This is a genomic window from Mesorhizobium delmotii, assembly GCF_900149755.1.
In the GTDB taxonomy this organism is placed as follows: Bacteria; Pseudomonadota; Alphaproteobacteria; order Rhizobiales; family Rhizobiaceae; genus Mesorhizobium; species Mesorhizobium delmotii.
In genome coordinates, this window is sequence record NZ_FUIG01000041.1 from 45,076 (window position 1) to 67,896 (window position 22,821).

24 protein-coding genes are annotated in these 22,821 nt (G+C 63.6%); 19 read left to right on the forward strand and 5 right to left on the reverse strand.

The window, feature by feature from the left end; all coding sequences use genetic code 11:
* Positions 1 to 111 precede the first annotated feature (111 nt).
* From BQ8482_RS23455 to BQ8482_RS23525, 15 genes are all read left to right on the forward strand, one after another.
* A complete protein-coding gene (locus tag BQ8482_RS23455) occupies positions 112 to 2,037 on the forward strand; it encodes an LTA synthase family protein (protein WP_123149767.1) in 1,926 nt (641 codons plus the stop codon).
* Positions 2,038 to 2,339: 302 nt separating this feature from the next.
* Positions 2,340 to 2,834 (forward strand): 30S ribosomal protein S6, encoded by a 495-nt coding sequence (gene rpsF, locus BQ8482_RS23460; RefSeq protein WP_123149768.1) that lies wholly within the window; start codon positions 2,340 to 2,342, stop codon positions 2,832 to 2,834.
* Complete coding sequence (rpsR, locus tag BQ8482_RS23465) at positions 2,834 to 3,082, forward strand: 30S ribosomal protein S18 (RefSeq protein ID WP_006203718.1); 249 nt, start codon at positions 2,834 to 2,836, stop codon at positions 3,080 to 3,082. Before rpsF ends, rpsR begins: the two co-directional genes overlap by 1 nt.
* Before the next feature lie 210 nt (positions 3,083 to 3,292).
* A complete protein-coding gene (gene rplI / locus BQ8482_RS23470) occupies positions 3,293 to 3,877 on the forward strand; it encodes a 50S ribosomal protein L9 (protein ID WP_095496637.1) in 585 nt (194 codons plus the stop codon).
* Between the two features lie 277 nt (positions 3,878 to 4,154).
* Positions 4,155 to 5,444 carry a cyclopropane fatty acid synthase gene (locus tag BQ8482_RS23475; RefSeq protein WP_123149769.1) on the forward strand — a complete coding sequence of 430 codons (1,290 nt, stop codon included), beginning with the start codon at positions 4,155 to 4,157 and terminating at the stop codon, positions 5,442 to 5,444.
* An 85-nt stretch (positions 5,445 to 5,529) separates the two neighbouring features.
* The gene (locus BQ8482_RS23480; protein ID WP_091590534.1) at positions 5,530 to 5,853 is read left to right on the forward strand and encodes a YnfA family protein; all 324 of its coding nucleotides are present in this window, start codon (positions 5,530 to 5,532) and stop codon (positions 5,851 to 5,853) included.
* Between the two features lie 3 nt (positions 5,854 to 5,856).
* Positions 5,857 to 6,825, forward strand: coding sequence for a small ribosomal subunit Rsm22 family protein (locus tag BQ8482_RS23485; protein WP_123149770.1), 969 nt, complete (start codon positions 5,857 to 5,859; stop codon positions 6,823 to 6,825).
* 206 nt (positions 6,826 to 7,031) lie between these two features.
* Positions 7,032 to 8,522 carry a replicative DNA helicase gene (locus BQ8482_RS23490; protein WP_123149771.1) on the forward strand — a complete coding sequence of 497 codons (1,491 nt, stop codon included), beginning with the start codon at positions 7,032 to 7,034 and terminating at the stop codon, positions 8,520 to 8,522.
* 62 nt (positions 8,523 to 8,584) lie between these two features.
* Positions 8,585 to 9,037, forward strand: coding sequence for a hypothetical protein (locus BQ8482_RS23495; protein WP_133254817.1), 453 nt, complete (start codon positions 8,585 to 8,587; stop codon positions 9,035 to 9,037).
* Positions 9,038 to 9,117: 80 nt separating this feature from the next.
* Entirely contained in the window at positions 9,118 to 10,521 is a 1,404-nt protein-coding gene (gene radA, locus BQ8482_RS23500; protein ID WP_123149773.1) for a DNA repair protein RadA, read from the forward strand.
* A 27-nt stretch (positions 10,522 to 10,548) separates the two neighbouring features.
* On the forward strand, positions 10,549 to 11,217 hold the full coding sequence (locus tag BQ8482_RS23505) for a CvpA family protein (protein WP_123149774.1): 669 nt from the start codon (positions 10,549 to 10,551) through the stop codon (positions 11,215 to 11,217).
* A 78-nt stretch (positions 11,218 to 11,295) separates the two neighbouring features.
* Positions 11,296 to 12,765: an amidophosphoribosyltransferase gene (purF, locus tag BQ8482_RS23510; protein WP_123149775.1), complete on the forward strand. Its 1,470-nt coding sequence runs from the start codon at positions 11,296 to 11,298 to the stop codon at positions 12,763 to 12,765.
* 111 nt (positions 12,766 to 12,876) lie between these two features.
* Positions 12,877 to 13,623, forward strand: coding sequence for an SDR family NAD(P)-dependent oxidoreductase (locus BQ8482_RS23515; RefSeq protein ID WP_123149776.1), 747 nt, complete (start codon positions 12,877 to 12,879; stop codon positions 13,621 to 13,623).
* Between the two features lie 81 nt (positions 13,624 to 13,704).
* A complete protein-coding gene (locus tag BQ8482_RS23520; protein ID WP_123149777.1) occupies positions 13,705 to 14,334 on the forward strand; it encodes a hypothetical protein in 630 nt (209 codons plus the stop codon).
* 131 nt (positions 14,335 to 14,465) lie between these two features.
* Positions 14,466 to 14,672, forward strand: coding sequence for a hypothetical protein (locus tag BQ8482_RS23525; protein ID WP_123149778.1), 207 nt, complete (start codon positions 14,466 to 14,468; stop codon positions 14,670 to 14,672).
* 11 nt (positions 14,673 to 14,683) lie between these two features.
* Here the strand turns inward: BQ8482_RS23525 and BQ8482_RS23530 are convergent, their stop codons facing one another.
* Entirely contained in the window at positions 14,684 to 15,190 is a 507-nt protein-coding gene (locus BQ8482_RS23530; RefSeq protein ID WP_123149779.1) for an OsmC family protein, read from the reverse strand.
* A gap of 329 nt (positions 15,191 to 15,519) precedes the next feature.
* On the opposite strand from BQ8482_RS23530, the gene BQ8482_RS38280 reads away from it, so the two are divergent.
* Together BQ8482_RS38280 and BQ8482_RS23540 are read left to right on the forward strand one after the other, a co-directional pair.
* Positions 15,520 to 15,684, forward strand: a complete 165-nt coding sequence (locus BQ8482_RS38280) for a hypothetical protein (protein ID WP_165848683.1) — start codon at positions 15,520 to 15,522, stop codon at positions 15,682 to 15,684.
* A gap of 75 nt (positions 15,685 to 15,759) precedes the next feature.
* Entirely contained in the window at positions 15,760 to 16,635 is an 876-nt protein-coding gene (locus tag BQ8482_RS23540; RefSeq protein ID WP_165848684.1) for a DMT family transporter, read from the forward strand.
* Between the two features lie 153 nt (positions 16,636 to 16,788).
* Here the strand turns inward: BQ8482_RS23540 and BQ8482_RS23545 are convergent, their stop codons facing one another.
* Entirely contained in the window at positions 16,789 to 17,652 is an 864-nt protein-coding gene (locus BQ8482_RS23545) for a LysR substrate-binding domain-containing protein (protein WP_123149781.1), read from the reverse strand.
* 108 nt (positions 17,653 to 17,760) lie between these two features.
* On the opposite strand from BQ8482_RS23545, the gene BQ8482_RS23550 reads away from it, so the two are divergent.
* Together BQ8482_RS23550 and BQ8482_RS23555 are read left to right on the forward strand one after the other, a co-directional pair.
* Positions 17,761 to 18,168: a tautomerase family protein gene (locus tag BQ8482_RS23550; RefSeq protein ID WP_123149782.1), complete on the forward strand. Its 408-nt coding sequence runs from the start codon at positions 17,761 to 17,763 to the stop codon at positions 18,166 to 18,168.
* Between the two features lie 176 nt (positions 18,169 to 18,344).
* Positions 18,345 to 20,567, forward strand: a complete 2,223-nt coding sequence (locus tag BQ8482_RS23555) for an AMP-binding protein (RefSeq protein ID WP_123149783.1) — start codon at positions 18,345 to 18,347, stop codon at positions 20,565 to 20,567.
* 3 nt (positions 20,568 to 20,570) lie between these two features.
* On the opposite strand, the gene BQ8482_RS23560 is transcribed toward BQ8482_RS23555, so the two are convergent.
* The 3 genes from BQ8482_RS23560 to BQ8482_RS23570 all read right to left on the reverse strand — a co-directional run bounded on the left by BQ8482_RS23560 (position 20,571) and on the right by BQ8482_RS23570 (position 22,613).
* On the reverse strand, positions 20,571 to 20,834 hold the full coding sequence (locus BQ8482_RS23560; protein WP_123149784.1) for a hypothetical protein: 264 nt from the start codon (positions 20,832 to 20,834) through the stop codon (positions 20,571 to 20,573).
* A 261-nt stretch (positions 20,835 to 21,095) separates the two neighbouring features.
* The gene (gene pssA / locus BQ8482_RS23565) at positions 21,096 to 21,911 is read right to left on the reverse strand and encodes a CDP-diacylglycerol--serine O-phosphatidyltransferase (protein ID WP_123149785.1); all 816 of its coding nucleotides are present in this window, start codon (positions 21,909 to 21,911) and stop codon (positions 21,096 to 21,098) included.
* 3 nt (positions 21,912 to 21,914) lie between these two features.
* A complete protein-coding gene (locus BQ8482_RS23570; RefSeq protein ID WP_123149893.1) occupies positions 21,915 to 22,613 on the reverse strand; it encodes a phosphatidylserine decarboxylase in 699 nt (232 codons plus the stop codon).
* Between the last annotated feature and the right edge of the window lie 208 nt (positions 22,614 to 22,821).

Sequence of the window (22,821 nt, forward strand, 5' to 3'; positions counted from 1 at the left end):
GCTCACGATTCGTTTGCTGGCTCTTCTTATTTCAGCCACAGGCGCTAGCTTTTCGTGACATATCGATGACAGCTCAATGACGCTTTTGTGTATGGTCGGGGGAATTGTAAGGTGGCAAGGACTAGGAAGGGCGCTGGCAAAGCCGCGCCACAGTTTCTGGAAGGCGATCCGGCCACCGGCTATCTGCCGGGCCGGAAATGGCCTGTTATCCGTTATGGCCTCGTCAGCCTTCTCGCCGCCACCATCCTGGTTTTTGCGATCGAACTGATCGTGCGCGGCGACTTTGCCGGTACCGTCGCATTCTTCCTGCAGCCCTTCAAGCCGGGCTGGACCACCATCATCATCTTCGCGCTGATTCTGATCGGCCTCGACGCAGTGCTCGGCCGCAGCCACCAGAGCCTAATTATCGTCGCGCCGCTGACCCTGGCGCTGGCCTTCGTCGGCCATCAGAAATCGCTTTATCTCGGCGATCCGCTCTATCCGACCGATTTCCTCTATTCACGCCAGATCGTAGCGCTGATGCCGCTTCTGGTGCGCGAACGTCCGGGAACCGCCATCGCTCTGGCGGTCGGCATCGTTGGCAGCCTCTCGCTGCTCGTTTATGGCTGGCGGCTGTGGCGCCGCCGGGTACCGGCGCTCGGTCGCAAGGGGCGGCTGGCCAGGCTGACGCTGACCGTGCCGCTGCTCGCCTTCTTCGTGTCGATCATGGATTACGCGACGTTCTCGTGGACCCGCGACCGGCTGCAAATCATCCCGATCATGTGGGACCAGAAGGAAAATTACGCCTCCAACGGCTTCGCACTGGCCTTCGCGCTCAACGTGCCGATGGCCCATGTCCCCGCGCCTGCCGGCTACTCCGACAAGGCGATCGCGGCGATCGAAAGGCCTGATGTGAAGGCATCGGTACCGACCGAGAAGCCAGATATCATCATCGTCATGAGCGAATCCTTCTGGGATCCGACCGAACTGCCCGGCGTCACCATCATGCCCGATCCGATTCCCAACGTGCGGGCGCTGCGCTCTGGCCACGTATTCTCGCCCGAATTCGGCGGCATGACCGCCAATGTCGAGTTCGAGGCGCTGACCGGCCTTTCCAACGCCTTCCTGCCGGCCGGCAGCATCCCCTACCAGCAATATGTCCGCGCGCCGGTGCCGTCGATGGCGACGTTCCTGAAGAGCCAGGGCTATGAGACGCGCGCCATCCATCCGGGCACAAGCTGGTTCTGGAACCGAACGCCGGTCTATGCGGAGTTCGGCTTCGATGACTTCAAGTCCGAAGAAAACATGCCATATCTCGAAAAGCGCGGGCCGCTAGCGTCGGACGCGGCAATGACCGACGAGATCATCCGCGAAGCCGACGCCACGGACGATCCGTTCTTCTACTTCGCCGTCAGCCTGCAAAACCACGGACCCTACGAACCGAATCGCTATTACAATCCGACCCACAAGGTGCAGGCTCCGACCAGCCAGTGGGCAAAGGATTCGCTGCTGAGCTTCACCGAAGGCGCATCCGACGCCGACAAGAGCCTCGAGCGCCTCATCGAATGGGCGAAGAACCGGCGGCGACCGACGGTCATCGCCTTCTTCGGCGACCATCTGCCGCCGCTCGGTCCTGTCTATGTCGAGACCGGCTTCCTCAAGGATAACGTCGCGCCACGCAAGGAGCCGCCCGACCAGATGCTGCTGCATCACCGAACACCGCTGATCGTATGGTCCAACCGCACCGGTCCGGTCGCGGACATGGGCACTGTCAGTCCAGTCTTTCTGCCCTACCATGTCCTGACCACGGCCGGGATCAGCCACCCCTATTACACCGGCTTCCTCGGCCAGATGCGCAAGCGCTACAGCGTCGTCGACCGCAATTTGTTGATGACGCCGGCGGGCGAGGCCACGCCGGACTGGGCGCGCAAGAAGAAAATCGACCCGGCCATTCGCGATTTCCGTCTGCTGCAATACGACATGATGTTCGGCAAGCGCCGCGCAGCGCCCGATTTCTTCCCGGAAACGGTGAAGAAGCTCGTTCCGCATACAAGCTGAAGATGCCGCGACATGTCGCCCTCGCGGCGGCGGATTTTCGGCTCGCCCTTGCCTTGCGGCCAAATTCCTGTATAGACGCCCGCAATCTGCCGGTCCTTGCTGGGGGCTGAACGGAGGGCCGGAGGTTTTTTCGAAAACCTTCGTGTGGAGCCAGAAGCGCTTCCGCCTCCCGTGTCTCCGCTCTCGACCGTCTCGTCATGCTCCTTTCTTCCCCGCCCCCTAGGGATCGGCGGGTCAGAGAAGTTGCAGAGGCTTTTGCCGCCGGGAACCGGGAGAGAAACGAAGAAAGGCAATAGAACAATATGGCTCTTTACGAACATGTGTTTCTTGCCCGGCAGGACCTCTCGCAGCAGCAGGTCGATGCGCTTGTCGAACAGTACAAGGGCGTCATCTCCGCGAATGGCGGGTCCGTCGGCCGGGTCGAGAACTGGGGACTGAAGTCCCTCACCTACCGGGTCAACAAGAACAGGAAGGCATACTACACGCTGATGGACATCACCTGCCCGCCGGCCGCACTCAACGAGATGGAGCGTCAGATGGGCCTGTCCGAGGATGTGCTGCGCTTCCTCACCATCAAGGTCGATGCGCATGAGGAAGGCCCGTCGGCGATGATGCAGAAGCGCGAGGAGCGCTCGGAACGCGGCGGCTTCGGCGACCGTGACCGCGGCCCGCGCTCGTTCGGCGACCGCGATCGCGGCGACCGTGGCGATCGCCCGCCGCGCAGCTTCGGTGGCGACGCCAGTTCAGAACGTGGTCCGCGCCGTCCGCGCGAAGGTGTTGAAGGGGGTGCAGAATAATGGTCGACATCAACCAGATCCCGACCCGGCGCCCGTTCCACCGCCGCCGCAAGACCTGCCCGTTCTCCGGCGCCAACGCGCCCAAGATCGACTACAAGGACGTACGTCTGCTGCAGCGCTACATTTCCGAGCGCGGCAAGATCGTGCCGTCGCGCATCACCGCCGTCAGCCAGAAGAAGCAGCGCGAGCTCGCCAAGGCGATCAAACGCGCCCGCTTCCTCGGCCTGCTGCCCTACGTGGTTCGCTAGCACTCTTTCAGCGGGCGGTTCGCCGCCCGCTTTTCCCACGGCGACGGGCGCCGCGGGGTTGCCATCAAATCCCGGGTTGAGGTGAAGACCTCTAACTGCCGCGACAGGCAGGACAGCGACACAGGCGGCGACGCCCTCAGCTTCCTGACCTGTTCCAAACAATTCGGCGTCGATGCCAGCGATTTGGCGCCCAAACGAAGGAACAAAACCATGGACGTCATTCTTCTCGAGCGCGTTTCCCGCCTCGGTCAGATGGGCGATACCGTCAAGGTCAAGGATGGATTCGCCCGCAACTTCCTGCTGCCGCAAGGCAAGGCGCTGCGCGCCAACGAAGCCAACAAGAAGAAATTCGAAGGCCAGCGCGCCCAGCTCGAAGCCCGCAACCTCGAGCGCAAGTCCGAAGCCATGCAGATTTCGGAAAAGCTCGACGGCAAGAGCTTCATCGCGGTGCGTTCGGCCGGCGAAACCGGCCAGCTTTACGGCTCGGTGTCGACCCGCGACATCGCCGAGTTGCTGACGGCGGAAGGTTTCTCGGTCAACCGCAACCAGATCCTGCTCAACCAGCCGATCAAGACCATCGGCCTTACCAATGTGGCGATCGCGCTGCATCCGGAAGTCGAGGTCACCATCACGCTGAACATCGCCCGCACGGCCGACGAAGCCGAGCGCCAAGCCAAGGGCGAGACGCTGACCACCGCCGAAGCCATCTATGGCGAAGACATCAACGACAATGCCCGCCCGGACAACTTCTTCGACCCCAATGCCGAGTTCGAAGGCGGCGAAGACAACGGCTGATTGCACGTCACAAGCGTCAGAGCGGCGCTTTAAAACGTTTCGTCGGCTTCCAGTCATTTCTGGACCAATGCCCGGGCCCCTCGCCTGGGCATTTTTGTGCCAAAAGGAACTTTTCGAACCCCTATATGTTGAGGCAGACTACAGCGCCGCGCGTCCTTTGGACGCGGAAAGGATGCTGTAGAACTTTGGTTTGGCGCATGATCCTTTCCGAAAATCGATTTCGATTTTCGGGGTCATGCGCCAAGACAGCGTGTCTGACCGAGAGGGGACATTGGTCATGAATATTCTGCTGAAACGCATTTTCGACCGCCTGGTGCGCACCGGCAACCTCAAAGTCACCGGACCGAAAGGCCTCTCGGTGATCTTCGGCGACGGCAGCGGCGATCTGGTGCACATGCACATCAAGACCGCGCATGCCGAGCGCGCCATCACCTTCGATCCGATGCTGGCGGTGCCGGAAGCCTATATGGACGGTGAACTCGACATACTCGAGGGCGGCGTGCTGGGGGTGATGCGCATCGCCTTCCAGAACATGGGTAGCGGCGGCATCGACGCCACCTGGTCGAAGGCGATCGAGGGCCTGCGCCACGCCTTCCGCCGCCTGCAGCAGATCAACACGGCGGCGCGCGCGCGCCGTAACGTGCAGCGCCACTATGATTTGTCGGGCGACCTCTACCGGCTCTTCCTCGACGAGGATATGCAGTATTCCTGCGCCTATTTCGAGCAACCGGACATGACGCTCGATGAGGCCCAGGCCGCCAAGAAGCGCCACATCGCCGCCAAGCTCAGGCTGAAGGCCGGCCAGACGGTGCTCGACATCGGCTCCGGCTGGGGCGGGCTCGGCATCTATCTCGCCAAGTCCTTCGACGTCGACGTGCAAGGTGTGACGTTGTCGACCGAACAGCATGGCGTCGCCACCGACCGCGCCCATGCGCAGGGCCTGGAAAACCGCGTGCATTTCGAAGTGAGGGATTATCGCGAGCTCAACGAGCGCTTCGACCGCATCGTTTCGGTCGGCATGTTCGAGCATGTCGGCGTCAACCACTACCGCACCTTCTTCGACAAATCGGCGACGCTTTTGAAGCCGGACGGCGTCATGCTGCTGCACACGATCGGCCGCTCCGGCGCGCCGTGGGCAACTAGCGCCTTCATCCGCAAATACATCTTTCCCGGCGGCTACATACCCTCGCTCTCTGAAGTAATGCCTGCGATCGAAAAGTCGGGCCTCATCGTCACCGACATCGAAATCCTGCGGCTACATTATGCCGAGACGTTGAGGCATTGGAGCGAGCGCTTCGCCGCCAATCGCGACAGGGCCAAGGCGATCTATGACGAGCGTTTCTGCCGCATGTGGGAGTTCTACCTGGGGGCCTCGGAAGCAGCCTTCCGCTGGCAGGATCTGGTGATCTTCCAGATCCAGATTGCCAAGAAGAACGACACGCTGCCGATGTCTCGCGACTATATGGCTAAATGCGAGAAGGCGCTGGAGATGCGCGACATGGGACATCGCCCAAAAGCCCCTGCCGCCAAGCCCTCGCGGCGCCGCAAGGTGGCTGATACGGAATAGACTGTCGGCGATCACGCCATTGCCGCTTGCCATTGCCGGCCCGCACGCTGAAAAAGGTCTCGTCGCCGCCGCGAGACCTTTTTTCATGACCTATCTCATCTACATCGTTGCTGCCCTTGCCGAGATCGCCGGCTGCTTTTCGATCTGGGCGTGGTGGCGGCTGGAAAAGTCACCGTTGTGGCTGGCGCCGGGCCTGGTCTCGCTCGCTTTGTTCGGCTTCCTGCTGGCGCTGGTAGACATCAGCGCGGCGGGCCGCGCCTATGCTGCCTATGGCGGCATTTACATCGCCGCCTCGCTCGGATGGCTGTGGCTGGTGGAAGGCGTTCGCCCCGACCGTTGGGACCTCGCCGGTTCCGCGCTCTGCATCGTTGGCGCTTCGGTCATCCTGCTCGCACCTCGGGGTGCCTGAGCTATGGAACTGCCTATCCCGCTTCGACAGGGCGTCGAGCGCCTCCTCGAAAAAGTGCCGCTGCCGACGCTGAAGCAAGCGGCAAAAACGCTGTCGGACCGCTACCGCGCCGAACTGCGCGATGGGCGCCTGCACATGGCCGAGGAGATGGCGGTCAAGGCCTATCTGGCGACGCGGCTGCCGGCGACCTATGCCGCCGTCCGTACCAGCCTCGATGCGGTCAGCGAGGCAAGGCCCGATTATGCGCCCAAAACCCTGCTCGATGTCGGCGCCGGCCCTGGTACCGTGCTTTGGGCTGCGCTCGATCTCTGGCCCGACCTCGAGCAGGCGGTGCTGATCGAGGCGAGCGCCGCGGTGCGCCGGGTCGGCGAGGCGCTTGCCACTGAGGCGATGACGGCCAGGATCGCCTGGCTGGCCGGCGATGTCACCATCGACCCTGCTGATCTCAAGCCGGCCGAGCTGGTCACCTGCGCCTATGTGCTGGACGAGATCGGACCGGCGTCGCTGCCAAAACTCATCGACCGGCTCTGGCACCTGAGCGACGACACGCTGCTGGTCGTCGAGCCGGGCACGCCGGCCGGATGGCAGCGCATTCTTGCCGTGCGCCGGCAGCTGATCGAGGCGGGCGCGCATGTGCTTGCGCCTTGCCCGCATGAGGCGCCCTGCCCGCTCGTGCCGCCCGACTGGTGCCATTTTTCGCAGCGCGTCGCGCGTTCGCGCCTGCACCGGCTGGCCAAAGACGCCGACGTGCCATGGGAGGACGAGAAATTCATCTACGTCGCCGCCTCCCGCCAAGCTGTTGCCCCACCGCAGGCACGTGTGATCGCACTGCCGAAATCGGGCTCCGGCAAGGTCCTGCTGAAACTTTGCGAAAAGGACGGCAGTGCCGATGAGAAACTGTTCACCAAGCGCGACGGCGATGTGTTCAAGGCCGCCCGGCGGCTGGGCTGGGGCGACGCGCTGCCGGAGTGATTGGCAGCTATTTTCCTGTTTTGTTCTCGCCCGAGAACGGCTAGGCTCGCCGTCTTGATTCGAGTCAATCAAGATTCTTTCCACCGAAAAACCTCGGCTGTGAATCGCGGGCACCAAAGCTGATTGGACGGGGACTGATGCAGATATGTCATCACCGACTTATCCCGTTCTGATATCGAAAGACCGGGATCGAAATCGGGGACATCATGGCAGAGGCAGCGCGAAAATTCGGCGTGGCGGAAACACCACTCTATCGGGAGGCGCCGAACAACATAGAGGCCGAGCAGGCGCTGCTCGGCGCCATCCTCGTCAACAACGACGCCTTCTACCGCGTCTCGGACTTCCTGAAATCCGGCCATTTCTACGAGCCACTGCATCGCAAGATCTTTGAAGTAGCCGCCGAGCTCATCCGTATGGGCAAGATAGCGACGCCGATCACGCTGAAGACCTTCCTGCCGGCCGACGAGAAGGTCGGCGACATGACGGTCGCGCAATATGTCGTGCGGCTGGCCGTTGAGGCGGTCACCGTCGTCAACGCCGCCGACTACGGCCGCGCCATCTATGATCTGGCCACACGACGCGCGCTGATCACCGTCGGCGAAGACATGGTCAACATCGCCTATGATGCGCCGGTCGACATGTCGCCGTCCGAGCAGATCGAGGATGCCGAGCGGCGCCTGTTCGAACTGGCCGAAACCGGCCGCTATGATGGCGGCTTCGAGAGCTTCACCGACGCGGTCAAAACCGCCGTCGACATGGCCAACGCCGCCTATATGCGCGACGGGCACCTGTCGGGCGTCGCCACTGGCCTGCGCGATCTCGACCGCCGGATGGGCGGCCTGCAGCCGTCCGATCTGATCATCATCGCCGGCCGCCCCGGCATGGGCAAGACATCGCTTGCCACCAACATGGCCTTCAACATCGCCGAGGCCTATGTGCCGGCGCAACAGGCCGACGGCTCGTTCAAGGCGGCCAATGGCGGCGTCGTCGGCTTCTTCTCGCTCGAAATGTCATCGGAACAGCTCGCCACCCGCATCATTTCCGAGCAGACCGAAATCCCGTCGTCAAAAATCCGTCGCGGCGAGATCAGCGAGATGGACTTCGAAAAGCTAGTCGCCTGTTCGCAGACCATGCAGAAGATCCCACTGTTCATCGACCAGACCGGCGGCATTTCTATTGCTCAGTTGTCTGCCCGCGCGCGTCGTTTAAAGCGCCAGCGCGGCCTCGACGTCATCGTCATCGACTATATCCAGCTGATGCAGGGTTCGAGCGCCAAATCCTCGCAGAACCGCGTGCAGGAGATCACCGAAATCACCACCGGCCTGAAGGCGCTGGCCAAGGAGCTTGCCGTGCCGATCATCGCGCTGTCGCAGCTGTCGCGCCAGGTCGAAAGCCGTGACGACAAACGCCCGCAGCTTTCGGATCTGCGTGAATCGGGCTCGATCGAGCAGGACGCCGACGTGGTGATGTTCGTCTATCGCGAGGAATATTATCTGAAGAACCGCGAGCCGAAGCCGGGCACCGACGAATACATCAAATGGGAACACGAGATGAACGAGATGCGCGGCAAGGCCGAGGTCATCGTCGCCAAGCAGCGCCATGGACCGACCGGCTCGGTCAGCCTCGCCTTCCAGGGCGAGTTCACCCGCTTCTCCGACCTCGCCGAAGAGCATCATATTGCGGAGAGGTTTGAGTAGACATGGGTAACCGTTTCGGGTTTCCGGCCTCTCTTGCTCACGCGCTCCTAGGCGCGGCTGTCTTGCCCGGGATCGCTTCCGCTTGTTCCATGCCTGCCGGCTGGACGCCGCAGCGAGCATTTGCAGAGGCGGCCTTGGTGTTCCATGGCCGGGTGACAGCCACGGAGCTTAGTTCAACAAAGCTTGGGGATGTCCCAGCCGACGCGGGCGATGGCCGGATACTGGTTAACGTACGCTACGAGACAATCGAGGTGTTCAAGGGCAAGCCGGAAGCGAATGGTACGATCTCTACGACCACGCTGATCATGGGAGGATGTGGTGTACCCGTCCTAACCGGGCAGCATTTCCTGTTTTATGTTGACGGATTTGATGAGAAGGCGCGGAAAGGCCTGCCTGAACTTGCCGGCCAGACACAAGGTATGATCTCCATCTACGACACGCAGATGCTACCGCCCAATCCTGAGTTGCTCGACGAGGTGCTTGCCGAAGTCCGCGCTCACGCCAAGAAGCACTGAATTGCATCCACACTCTCCAAACCACGCTCGGATACGTGGACAGTTCCAGTCAGCCACCATTCAAAACTGGGTGCGGCTCCATGGCTAAATCCCGCATCCAGTTCATCTGCCAGAATTGCGGTTCGGTGCATCAGCGCTGGGCCGGCAAATGCGATGCCTGCGGCGAGTGGAACACGCTGGTCGAGGAAGGCACGTCCGGCGGCATCGGCTCGGGTCCGGTCAACACCCGCAACGCACGCAAGGGCCGCGCCGTGGTGCTCACGACTTTGTCCGGCGATATCGAGGATGCGCCGCGCATCGTCTCCGGCATCGGCGAACTCGACCGCGCCACCGGCGGCGGTTTCGTGCGCGGCTCGGCCCTTCTGGTCGGCGGCGATCCCGGCATCGGCAAGTCGACGCTGTTGACCCAGGCTGCCGCAGCACTGGCGTCCAAGGGCCACCGCATCGTCTACGTCTCGGGCGAAGAGGCGGTTGCCCAAATCAGGCTGCGTGCGCAGCGGCTCGGCGTCGCCGATACTCCGGTGGAGCTTGCCGCCGAAACCAATGTCGAGGACATCCTCGCCACCATCGCCGACGGCAAGCGGCCGGACCTGGTGATCCTGGATTCGATCCAGACCTTGTGGACCGACATGGCCGATTCGGCGCCCGGCACCGTCACCCAGGTGCGTGCCGCCGCCCAGGCGATGATCCGCTATGCGAAATCCACAGGCGCGGCGATCGTGCTCGTCGGCCACGTCACCAAGGAAGGCCAGATCGCCGGGCCGCGCGTCGTCGAGCATATGGTCGACGCGGTGCTTTATTTCGAGGGCGAAGGCGGCCACCACTACCGCATCCTGCGCACGGTCAAGAACCGCTTCGGACCAACCGACGAGATCGGCGTCTTCGAAATGTCTGATATGGGCCTGCGCGAGGTCGCCAATCCGTCCGAGCTTTTTCTCGGCGAACGCCATGCGAAAGCGCCGGGCGCCGCGGTTTTCGCCGGCATGGAAGGCACCCGCCCGGTGCTGGTCGAGATCCAGGCGCTGGTGGCGCCGTCGTCGCTGGGCACGCCGCGCCGCGCCGTCGTCGGCTGGGACGGTGCCCGGCTGTCGATGATCCTCGCCGTTCTCGAAGCCCATTGCGGCGTCCGCTTCGGCACCCATGACGTCTATCTCAATGTTGCCGGCGGCTACCGTATCTCGGAGCCGGCCGCCGATCTGGCGGTGGCGGCCGCACTGGTTTCCTCGCTCACCGGTCTTGCCCTTCCGGCCGATTGCGTCTATTTCGGCGAAATCAGCCTTTCGGGCGCCGTGAGGCCGGTTGCGCACGCGCAGCAGCGCCTGAAGGAAGCCGAAAAGCTGGGTTTTGGAAGCGCGGTTCTGCCCTTGGGCAGCGAGGAACTTGCCGGCGGGATAGGGGCCGGCGCTTTCCAGCCCACCGAGCTTGCCGATCTCGTGGCGCGCATAGCCGGCTCACGGCGCAGCCGCGCCGACGAGGAAGAGTGACGCGGCTCATGAAGTGGGGCAAAAGACATGCCGATTACGCTGCTTGACGGAATTCTCGTCGGCTTCACCTTGGTCTCGGCGATGCTTGCCATGGTTCGCGGCTTTTCGCGCGAGATCCTCTCCGTCGTCTCCTGGATAGCGGCGGCGGCTGCGGCGTTCTTCTTCTACCAACCGGTCCTGCCTTACGTTCAGCCCTATGTCGACAATGAGAAGATTGCCATGGTGGTGGCCGCCGGCATCGTCTTCATCGTCGCGCTGATCGTCGTCTCCGTCATCACCATGAGACTCGCCGACTGGATCATCGATTCCAGGGTCGGCGCGCTCGACCGCACGCTCGGTTTCCTGTATGGCGCGGCGCGCGGCATCCTGGTCGTCGCGGTGGCCCTGCTGTTCTTCAACTGGCTGGCCGGCCCCAAGGCTCCGGGCTGGGTCGCCAACGCCAAGTCGCGGCCGCTGCTCGAATCGATCGGCGCCAAGCTCGAAAGCCTGCTGCCCGAGGATCCGGAAAACGCGATCCTCAACAGGCTCAATCCGAATCAGCCGGCACCCGAGACCGGAGCCGAGACGCCTCCGGCGGCGGACGCGCCAGCGGCGGACGCACCGGCAACCGGCGACGATGCTCCGGCGCTCGACGGCAGCGAGACCAACGCGCCACCGGCCGACAATGCACCGGCCAATCCGGCGCCGGCAAACTGACGATCATGTGAAAGCCGCAAACTCTACGTTGCTCTCGAGCAGTCATCACACTATATAGCGACTTTAGCGGAGCTGAAGATGGCAGACGCAGACGACTTGCTTTCCGCCGAAGCTGACGATCATTTCCATGACGAATGCGGTGTGTTCGGTATTTTTGGCCGGCAGGACGCCGCGGCTATCGTCACGCTCGGCCTGCATGCATTGCAGCATCGCGGCCAGGAAGCAGCGGGTATCGTTTCCTATGACGGCACCCAGTTCCATGTCGAACATCACGTCGGCCTGATCGGCGATACGTTCACCAAGCAGCGCGTCATCGACAGCCTGCAAGGCAACCGCGCCATCGGCCACACGCGCTACGCCACCACAGGCGGCGCGGGCCAGCGCAACATCCAGCCGTTTTTCGCCGAGCTCGCCGATGGCGGCTTCGCCGTCGCCCACAACGGCAACCTCACCAACGCCATGACCGTGCAGCGCGCGCTTCAGAAACAGGGCGCGATCTTCTCATCGACCTCCGACACCGAGACGCTGCTGCATCTGGTCGCCACCAGCAGGGAACGCGATCTCAACTCGCGCTTCATCGATGCGGTGCGCCAGGTCGAAGGCGCCTTCTCGCTGGTGGCGATGACTTCAAAGAAGATGATCGGCTGCCGCGATCCGCTCGGCATCCGGCCGCTGGTGCTCGGCGATCTCGATGGCGCCTGGATCCTGGCTTCCGAAACCTGCGCGCTCGACATCATCGGCGCGCGTTTCGTGCGCGACCTGAAGCCCGGCGAGATGGTCGTCGTCACTGCCAAGGGTATCGAGAGCCTGTTTCCGTTCGAGCCGCAGAAGACCCGCTTCTGCATCTTCGAATATGTCTATTTCGCGCGTCCGGATTCGTCGGTCGAAGGCCGCAACGTCTACGAAGTTCGCAAGCGCATCGGCGCCGAGCTGGCGCTCGAAAGCCCGGTCGAGGCCGACATCGTCGTGCCGGTGCCGGACAGCGGCACTCCGGCGGCGATCGGCTTTTCGCAAGCCGCGGCCATCCCGTTTGAGCTCGGCATCATCCGCAATCACTATGTCGGCCGTACCTTCATCCAGCCTGGCGATTCGATCCGCCACATGGGTGTCAAGCTCAAGCACAATGCCAACCGCCGCATGATCGAAGGCAAGCGCGTGGTGCTGGTCGACGATTCGATCGTGCGCGGCACCACCAGCCAGAAGATCGTGCAGATGGTGCGCGATGCCGGCGCCAAGGAAGTGCACATGCGCATCGCCTCGCCGCCGACGCGCGCTTCGTGCTTCTATGGCGTCGATACGCCGGAGAAGTCGAAGCTGCTTGCGTCGCGCATGTCGGTGGAAGAGATGGCCGAGTTCATCCGCGTCGATTCACTCGGTTTCCTGTCGATCGACGGGCTCTACCGCGCCGTCGGTGAGGCCGGCCGCGACAATGAGCAGCCGCAATTCTGCGACGCCTGCTTCACGGGGCAATATCCGACCCGGCTTGCCGACTTCGAAGGTTCGGACAATGTGCGCACGCTGTCGCTCTTGGCGGCAGGAGGTTCGTAGGTCTTGCTGCAACCCGCGAATTTCGCCGGTTTGCAAATTTCGTCGCGATTGCTGTGTCGCGCCCCTCTGTCCTGCCGGACATCATAGAGCGCTAACCTTCGGAGCTGCCCGGTGACCCCTGCCCTCGACCTTTCCGGCCGCGTCGCGGTCGTCACCGGTGCCTCGCGCGGCATCGGCTACTTCATCGCCCTGGAACTTGCCGCTGCCGGAGCGCATGTCATCGCGGTTGCCCGCACCGTCGGCGGGCTGGAAGAACTCGACGACCAGATCAAGGCGGCGGGCGGACAAGCCACACTTGTGCCGCTCGACCTCGCCGACATGGCCGGCATCGACCGGCTGGGCGGCGCCATCCATGAGCGCTGGGGCAAGCTCGACATCCTGGTCGCCAATGCGGCGGTGCTCGGCGTCATCTCGCCGATCGGCCATGTCGAGGCCAAGACCTTCGAGAAGGTGATGACCATTAACGTCACCTCGACATGGCGGCTGATCCGCTCGGTCGATCCGTTGCTCAGGCTCTCCGATGCCGGCCGCGCCATCGTGCTTTCCTCCAACGCCGCCCATTCGGCGCGGGCCTTCTGGGCGCCCTATGCGGCGTCGAAGGCGGCGGTTGAGACGATGATGCGTTCCTGGGCGCATGAGACGGAAAACTTGGCCCTCAGGGTCAATGCCGCCGACCCCGGCGCCACCCGTACCGCCATGCGGGCGCAGGCGGTGCCCGGCGAGGATCCGGAGACGCTGCCGCATCCCCAGGAGATCGCCAGACGCATCGTACCGCTGGCCAGCCCTGCGCTTAGGGAGACCGGGCTGATCTTCCAGGCTAAGCACAACCGCTTTGTTGCCTACCGGCAGCCGGAGTAGACGCATCGCGCATTTTGACGGAAGAGTTGCGCCGCCACCGACGTTATTGGAATGCCAAATTTTCCCAAACGGAGGACCACTATGCGCAGACTGCTTCTCGTCACCGCCGCTGCATCGCTGGCAGCCGTCGGCGTCGCATCCTCACAGGATGCGACGATGAGCTTCTTCGTCACCAGCGTTGGCTCGGGCAAGGGCGCCAACCTTGGCGGCCTCGCAGGCGCCGACGCGCATTGCGGTTCGCTGGCCGAAGCCGCCGGCGTTACCGGCAAAACATGGCGCGCCTATCTCTCGACCAGCGACACCGATGCGCGCGATCGCATCGGCAAGGGACCATGGTTCAACGCCAAGGGCGTCAAGATCGCCGACGATGTCGCTTCGCTGCATAGCGATGCCAACGCCATCACCAAGCAGACGGCGCTCGACGAAAAGGGCGAAATGGTCAACGGCCGCGGCGACAAGCCCAACCGGCACGACGTGCTGACCGGCTCCAAGCCCGACGGCACGAAAATCGCCGACCAGACCTGTGGCGACTGGACGCTCAGCGGAGCAGAAGGTGCTGCAATGACGGGCCATCACGACCGCACCGGTCTCGACGATTCGGCCGCCGCCAAATCGTGGAATTCCTCGCACGCCTCACGCGGCGGCTGCAGTCAGGAGGCGCTGAGGAGCACCGGCGGCGACGGCCTGTTCTACTGCTTTGCCGTGAACTGAGCCGTTCCAACAGACGTAGGACATTCACGCGGGCTGTGATGCCGTGGCGAACCACCGCGCCCGGCCGCGCTTTCGTCGATTGCCCAGAGTTGATAGGATCGCCCGACTCCCACAACAAACGAGGAAATCCCATGGCGGCTCCGAGCGTAGCGTTGGTCTGGTATCTGGTGATTGCCGGCCCGCAAGGCGGCATGGTGGTGCTGCCCAGCACGTTCGACACCCGCGAACAGTGCACCTCCGCCGTCACCGAATATCAGAAGCAGCCAACGCCGGCCGGCTGGTCGGTGCAGTGCGTGCCGAGCGCCTCGCCCTTCGCCGACGAGGGCGAAAGTGAGTAGCCGGCGCGCGTTCAGCGCTGAGCGCTGACCGTCAGTTCCGGCCTGGTATTGATGGTCTGAAACACCACGCAATACCGTTCAGTCAGTTTGAGCAGCGCGTCGATGCGCTCCTGTGGCTCGTCGCTGTCGAGGCCGAAATTCAGCCGGATGGCGCGGAAGCCGACCGGGGCATCTTTTGCCACGCCTAAAGTGCCGCGAAAATCGAGATCGCCTTCGGCCTCCACCGTTGCGGCGCCGAGCTTGAACTCCAGCGCCGTCGCCACCGCCTTCAGCGTTACGCCGGCGCAAGCGACCAGCGCCTCCAGCAGCATATCGCCCGAGCACAGTTCGAGCCCGGAACCGCCGGTTGCCGGATGCAGCCCGGCAACGGCGAGCGCTCTGCCGGTCTCGACCTTGCAGGCGATCGACTGGTCGTCGATCGAGCCCTTGGCCCGAAGCGTGATCAGCGCGCGCGACGCGTCATCGCGATAGGCCTCCTTGAGCGGCGCCTGCATGGCCTTCAGTCCGGTCGCGTCCATCTCCAACCCTTTCGGCAGTCGGCTTTATCGCTCGTCAGGATACTCGAATAGAACCGGCCTCGATTTCACGACATTTGTATCAGACTGACAAGCTGTCCGGACATTGCTGCGTCATTACACCTGGTGCCTTTCATGCGACCTGGAGCCGCCACGCGATGACGCCATCCATCCGAACCCGTACCTCGGCTGAGGCCAGGCAGCTGGCGACAGCCTCGTAGCCGGGAGGGCCGGGGTACCGGGCGACGTACGTTGGCGGGCTGTGATTGGCGGGGCAGAGGAGGATGCTTCGTCGGTGCCGACAGCCGCCAGGTCCAGTATCGCAGGAGCGTGTGAGCGGAAAAGCGGCCGACCACGGGGCCAGCCCTGTCCCAACGCAAGCTCGCCGCTGGCGCAGCGCCGCGCAGGGTTCTGCCCGTGTAGCGTACGCCCTGACCCTGATCGTCGCGGCCGGCCTGCCGATCATCGGCAAGGAACATTTTCGCAAGCGGCTGTAGGATGCGCCAGCCCTGCTGACAGTATGGTGTCAGGACAAGGCAGCATAGTCTGGTGACATGACGGGATCCCTAACCATGCCTGACACCGCCGCCGAGCGCACCCTTGGCATCATCCTGGTTTCGGCCTCGGCGGCGGTGTTCGGCCTCACCGGCGTATTGACCAAGTCGATCCATGCCGACCCGCTGACTATCACCTGCTGGCGCGGCTTCGTCGGCTCGATCCTGATCACCCTCTATGTGCTTTGGCGCCGCCGCCGCTCGGGCAGGCCTGAAAGTCTGCGTCTCGGCTGGCGCGGCTGCCTGCTGGCGATCGAGGGCGCGCTGGCCAGCATCGCCTTCATCTCAGCGTTCAAATTCACCTTCGTCGCCAATGTCGCGATCATTTACGCCACCGCGCCCTTCGTCACCGCGCTGCTTGCCTTCGTGCTGGTCCGTGAACGCTTCCGCCTGCAGACGCTTGCCGCCGCCGCCGTGTCGCTCAGCGGCGTGGCGATCATGGTCTGGTCTGGCTTCGGTACCGGCCATCTGTTTGGCGACGGGCTGGCGCTGCTGATGACAATCGGCAGCGCGCTCTACATGATCATGGTGCGCGCTTTCCGCGATACGCCTGTGGTGTGGGCCGGAGCGGTATCGGCGTTTCTTTTGTTCGTGCTCGGCTGGTTCGTCACCGATCCATTGGCGGTCTCGGCCAGAGACGCAGTGCTGCTCGCCGCGTTCGGCATGTCGTTCGCGCTGGCCTCGATCCTGTGGACGGAGGGCGCACGGCTCATCCCGGCAGCCGAATCCGGCCTGCTAGGCTCGGCTGAAGTACCGTTCGCGATCCTGTTCGCCTTCCTGTTCCTGGCCGAAGTCCCGCCGGCCGCCAGCATGATAGGCGGCGCCATCGTGCTCTGCGCTGTGTTCGCCCATGCCGGGCGCGACTGGCACGTGGCGAGGCAGCGCTCTGCCTGAGAAAAACTGCCGCTGAAATAAATTTGTAAAGTCATGGAACCATCATCGGGTTCAAGCATTGTTGGGTTCGACGGGTCACCCCAAGTCCCCCCAAACCCCTCGGCCCGTCTAACCTAGAGCCGACCGCAAGGTCGGCTTTTTCTTTTTGCGAAATCAGCTTGGTGCGCCTGCCAAGGCAAGGTTGCCGCTGAACAGCGCAGCCAGATGCTGTGCCGGGGGCTCGGCATCCTGGCGCAGCCGGATGGCGAACTCGGCGATGGGAACCGGCGGCAGGCCAAGGTCGCGCGGTGCCTCGACGATGCCGGAATGGGCAAAGCGCGCCGTCCGGAGCGTCAGAGCAATGCCGGCATTCACCGCTGTGCGCAGTCCTGCCAGGCTGGCACTGCCGGCGGCGATGCGGTAGCGGCGGCCGGTCGTGTCGAGTGCCGCGATCGCTGCTTCACGAAAGCCGCAATGCGGATCGAGCAGCGCCAGCGGCAGCTCGTCCTGGCGAGAGACCAGCCCCTTTTGCGAACAGAGCCAGACCATCGGCTCGCGGAGCACGCCGACTTCGTCCGGCGCCGGCGCCTGGCGCATGGCGATCGCCAGATCGAGGGTGCCGGATTGCAGCGCCTGCGCCAATTCGGCGGAGCGGCCGACGCGCAATTCGATCCTGACGCGTGGATGACTCACGGCGAAGGCCCTGAGCAAATCCGGCAGGCCGCTGTCGGCGAAATCTTGTGTCGTGCCGATGGCCACGCGCCCATCGGCCCGCACGCCCTTGAGGGCCAGCCACGCCTCGCGATGCACTGCCAGGATACGCCGTGCGTGGCCGACCAGATCCTCCCCGGCCGGCGTCAGCACGCGGCCCCGCCCCTGCGGCACCAGAAGCGGTTCGCCGACAATATCCTCAAGCCGCTGCATCTGCGTGGTCACCGCCGACGCCGAGCGGCCGACAATTGACGCCGCCTGCGCCAGCGAGCCGCCATCGACGAAGGCGAGAAAGGTTTTGAGGAGATCGGGGTCGAGCATTTGCATAATTCGATAATATCAAAGTGTCTGCCAAAAACAATTTGATTTTTATAATGAAAGAGCGATGGCAAAGATTTCTGCGAAGAGATGCCGCGTAACCCGAGGAGAAAAATTATGCCGATCATCAATGTCAGCGTCACGGGCAGGCCCGATGCCGCTCTGTCCGCCAGCATCGCCAGGGAAGTGACCGAACTGACCGCAATGCATCTGCGCAAGGATCCGACCATCACCGCGGTCGCCATATCCTATCTCGACCCGCAGCATTGGTTCGCCGGCGGCAAGTCGCTGGCCGAGCACGGCGCCAAGACCTTCTGGCTCGACATCAAGGTGGTCGACGGCACCAACACCAAGCTCGAACTGGAAGCCTATCTCAAGGCGATCTTCGCCGCCTTTGGCCGCATGCTGGGTGAGATGCACGAAGAAAGCTACGCCTTCGTGCACGAAGTGCCGGCCGCCGCCTATGGCTATGGCGGCAAGACACAGGAATTCCGTTTCATCAGCGGGAGGTTGAAAGCGGCTTGAAGGGCGCCGTTCAGTTCCACGCTCATCCCGCAAGTCATATTAGCGACGGTGAAGCGTAACAGGCCTGCAGCCAGCCCTGGTCGAGCAGCATTGACGTTGAGCCCACTTCGTCTAGGTTCTCATTGAAGCGGCCAGGAAAGAGCCGCGACGTGAGAATCTGTTGGGAGAGACGCGGCATGACCCTGACACTGGCGCTGCTTGCGGGCCTCGTCGCGGCCTGGCTGCTGATCGCCGTGGTGGAAAAATTCCGCCTCGGCCTGCGCTTCACCCAGACGCTGCTCTACGTGCCGTTCAAGCTCGCCTACCGGGTCGTCGATGATCGTATCAAGATCGCCCGCAGAACAGCCGCCCCGGTCATTTACGTCATTTCGCACCAGTCGCGTCTCGAACCGGCGCTGATGCTGTCACTGCTGCCGGAAGACACGCTGCACATCCTCGACGAGGTGTCGGCGCGATCGCCCTGGCTCGAACCATGGCGCGAGCTTGGCCGCACCATCGCTTTCAACGCCGAGCATGTCTTCGTCAGCCGCCGGCTGGTGCGGGTGCTGAAGGGCAAGGGCCGCCTTGCCGTCTATCTGCCGGACGCGGTCGAGCCTGATATCAAGACATTTCGCCTGTTTCGCGCCGTCACCCGCATCGCCATGCAGGCCGACGCCCGCATCGTGCCGATCTTCGTCGCCGGCGCGCGCACTCTGCCGGTATCCCTGATGCCGGCAGACAAGGCGCCGCGGCGCTGGTTTCCCCTTCTGTCGATCAGCGTGCTGGAGCCAATGACCATCGCCGAGCTGGTGGCACGAAATCCTGATCAGTCCTCGAACACCAATGCGCTGTTCGACCGTGTCGCCGAAGCCCGGCTTTTCGGCAGCGATCTTAACCGCGGCCTGTTCCTCGCCATACGCGACGCCGCCGACCGTGTCGGAGCCTCGCATCCTATCGTCGAAGACGTGGTCAGCGGCACGCTGAACTACAGAAAGCTGTTCATCGGCGCGCGGGTGCTGGGCCGCCGCTTCGAGGCGGTGACGGCGCCGGGCGAAGCGGTTGGACTACTGCTGCCCAACGCCAATGGCGTCGTGCTGTCGCTCATTGGCCTGTTGTCGGCGAGCCGGGTGGCGGCGATGATCAACTACACCGCAGGCCCGGCCAGCGTGACCGCCGCCGTGCGCACGGCGGAGATCCGCACCGTGGTCTCGTCGCGCGCCTTTGTCGACAAGGCCGGCCTCGCTGACATCGTCGCGGCGGTAGAAGAAGGCGGCGCCAAGCTGTTGTGGCTGGAGGATGTGCGGGCCAGCGTAACCGTACTGGACAAGCTTGCTGCCGCCTTGCTGTGGCGCTGGCCGCTGCGGCCGCAGAATGCCGCCAAGCCAGCGGTGATCCTGTTCACTTCAGGCTCGGAAGGCACGCCCAAGGCGGTGGTGCTGTCGCACAGGAACCTTCTCGTCAACGCCATGCAGGCCGAAGCCCGCATCACCGTCTCACCGGCCGATATCCTGCTCAACGTGCTGCCGGTGTTCCACTCGTTCGGGCTCACCGGCGGCACCATCCTGCCGCTGGTCACCGGAGTGAAACTATTTCTCTATCCCTCGCCGCTCCACTACAAGCTGATCCCCGAGGTCGCACGCAAGGCAAGGCCGACCGTCATGTTCGGCACCGACACGTTCCTCGCCAACTATGCGCGCACCGCCAAGGACGGCGATTTTTCCAGCCTGCGCTTCATCGTCGCCGGCGCCGAGGCGGTGAAACCGGAGACACGCCGCGTCTACCGAGAGCGTTTTCAGGCCGAGATCATTGAGGGTTTCGGGCTGACCGAGGCGTCACCAGTCGTTGCCGTCAATACCGCCATCCACGGCCGCGACGGCACGGTCGGGCGGCTGTTGCCGGCCATGCGCATGAAGCTCGAGCCGGTCGAGGGCATTAGCGGCGCCGGACGGTTGTGGCTCGACGGGCCGAATTTGATGATGGGCTACATGACATCAGATAGGCCCGGCGAATTGCAACCGTTCGACGGCTGGCACGATAGCGGCGACATCGTTTCGGTCGACCGCGAAGGCTTCATCACCATTCGCGGCCGGGCCAAGCGCTTCGCCAAGATCGCCGGCGAGATGGTGTCGCTGGGCGCAGTCGAGATGCTGGTGCAGTCGCTATGGCCGGAAGAGCACCACGCTGTGGTGGCGGTGCCGGACAGGCGCCGCGGCGAGCGCATCGTGCTGGTCACCACCGCTGATGACGCCGACCCCGATGAATTGCGCAAATTCGGCAGACAAGCCGGTGCCGCCGATTTGATGGTGCCGAACGACATCGTCAAGGTGGAGGAAATCCCGGTGCTGGGTTCAGGCAAGACCGACTATGTCTCGACCCGTAAGTTGGCGATTGACCGGCTGGGGCTCAGCGCAGCAGCTTAGCGCTTAGAGGACCACCACTGACAACAGCAGGATGAACCCGACCGCCATCATCAGCAGGCCCGGCCAGTTCTGCGACAGGCCAAGGAAACCGAGTCCGCGCCGCCGCGGCTCAAGTGTCGGGCCCGGCGTTGCGAGATTTGGCGTCGAGCGATCCGGCGTCGCGCGAACAGGTGCCGGATCGCTCAGCCGCCCGCGCCATAGGACTGCGCCAGCCATGTACACAACGCCAGCGACAATAAGCAACGCACCAATGAGAACGACAGCCATTTCTCCTCCCTCTTCTTCAGCTCCTGCGCCTGGCACAGCAACTTGAGAGGTAGCAAGGCGCTTGCCGAGGTCGCTCGCCTCGCCCGTTGAGACAAAACGGTCAAGATGCCCGGCAGGTTCCCGCTAGAGCGGGATGCGTCCGAATTGAACTGGGCATCCCGCTCTATCTATTTGTTTTAGCTGCGTTTCTGCGACGCCAAGTGATTCCACTTGGCTGCAAATGCTCGAGGTGACCGTCGGAGCGAATTGGCGACAGGCCTGTCAGCCGATGTCTGAAGGCGGCACCTTCTCGCCCTCGCGCTTGGCGCGCCTGGAATAGGCGCGCACGCTGAACGGCAGGAACAGCAGATAGCCGGCGACCGACGCTGTCAGCGTGTACCAGGGGTAGGTCATCAAAAGCAAGATATAGAGGACGACGCCGAGGATGATCGGCAGCACCTTGTCGCCCGGAACTTTCAGGCTCTTGCCGGAATAGACCGGCAGCCGGCTGACCAGCAGGAAGGCGACCAGAACGGTGAAGCCGGCGGCGACGAAGGCGGCAGGGCGGGACGGCTCCACGCCAAGCCGCAGGAAGTACAGATAAAGCGGCAGCATCACCAGCACTGCACCCGCCGGCGCCGGCACGCCGACGAAATACTCAGTTTGCCACTGCGGGCGATCTGTTTCTTCGTCGAGCACGTTGAAGCGAGCGAGTCTCAGCCCGCAGGCGATGGTGAACAGGAGCGCGGCAATCCAGCCAGGCGAGCCGGCCTGGTCGAGCAGGAAGGCATAGAGTACCAGCGCGGGTGCTACGCCGAAATTGACGATGTCGGCCAGTGAATCCATCTGCGCGCCGAATTTGGACGTCGCCTTCAGCATCCGCGCCAGGCGGCCATCAATGCCGTCGAGGAAGGCGGCGAGCAGCACCATCACCACTGCCGGCTCGAAACGGCCTTCGAAGCCGAAGCGGATGCCGGACAGGCCGGCGCAGATGGCGAGCACGGTGACGAGATTGGGCAGCACCATGCGCATCGGGATTTCATGGATGCGCGGACCGCCGCTGCCATGCGCCTCGAATTTCTTGAACGGTGCGCCCACGGCTCAGGACACCCGCACGAGCGGCGTTGCGGCAATGCCGCCGAATTCGGCCAGTATGGTTTCACCACCGACCGCAGTCTGGCCGACGGCGACACGCGGCGTTGCGGCCGACGGCAGGAATACGTCGACGCGTGAGCCGAAGCGGATCAGCCCAAAGCGCTCGCCGATGCCGATCGTGCCGCCGGTCTCGGCCCAGCAGACGATGCGCCGCGCCACCAGGCCGGCGATCTGCACCGCGGCCACCGTGCCGTTGGGGCTGTCGATGACCAGCCCGTTGCGCTCGTTGTCGGCGCTCGCCTTGTCGAGTGCGGCGTTGAGGAACTGGCCCGGCCGATGCTCGATTCTTGTGATGCGGCCGCGCACCGGCGCCCGGTTCACGTGGCAGGAAAAGACGTCCATGAACACCGAGATGCGGGTCATCTCGCCGCCGCCGAGGCCAAGTTCGCGCGGCGGCACGGCCGGACCGACCGCCGTGATGATGCCGTCGGCCGGGCTCACCACCAGCCGGTCATCGACAGGCGTGACGCGCTCGGGATCGCGGAAGAAATAGACGCACCAGGCGGTCAGGATCAGGCAGACCCAAAACAGGATCGAAGAGAAATAGCCGAGGAAAAGCGTCACCGCTGCAAAGGCGGCGATAAACGGATAGCCCTCGCGATGGATCGGAACGAACGTTTTCTTGATCGTGTCGACGAGGTCCATGGAATGGAAACAGCCTAGTTTCAGGTCCGGCCTCAATAGCGGAAACACCCTGTGGCCGCAACAATGAGCGAAAGCCGGTTCGGCGGCGGTTGCGTTGGGCACGTACCGGTTCACGCATATTGGAACCGATCCGGCCTTTGCGAAAAAACCGTCGCAGTTGTCGGCGCGCGGCATCCACGCCCGTCCTTGGTGAGAGGCGCTTTATATC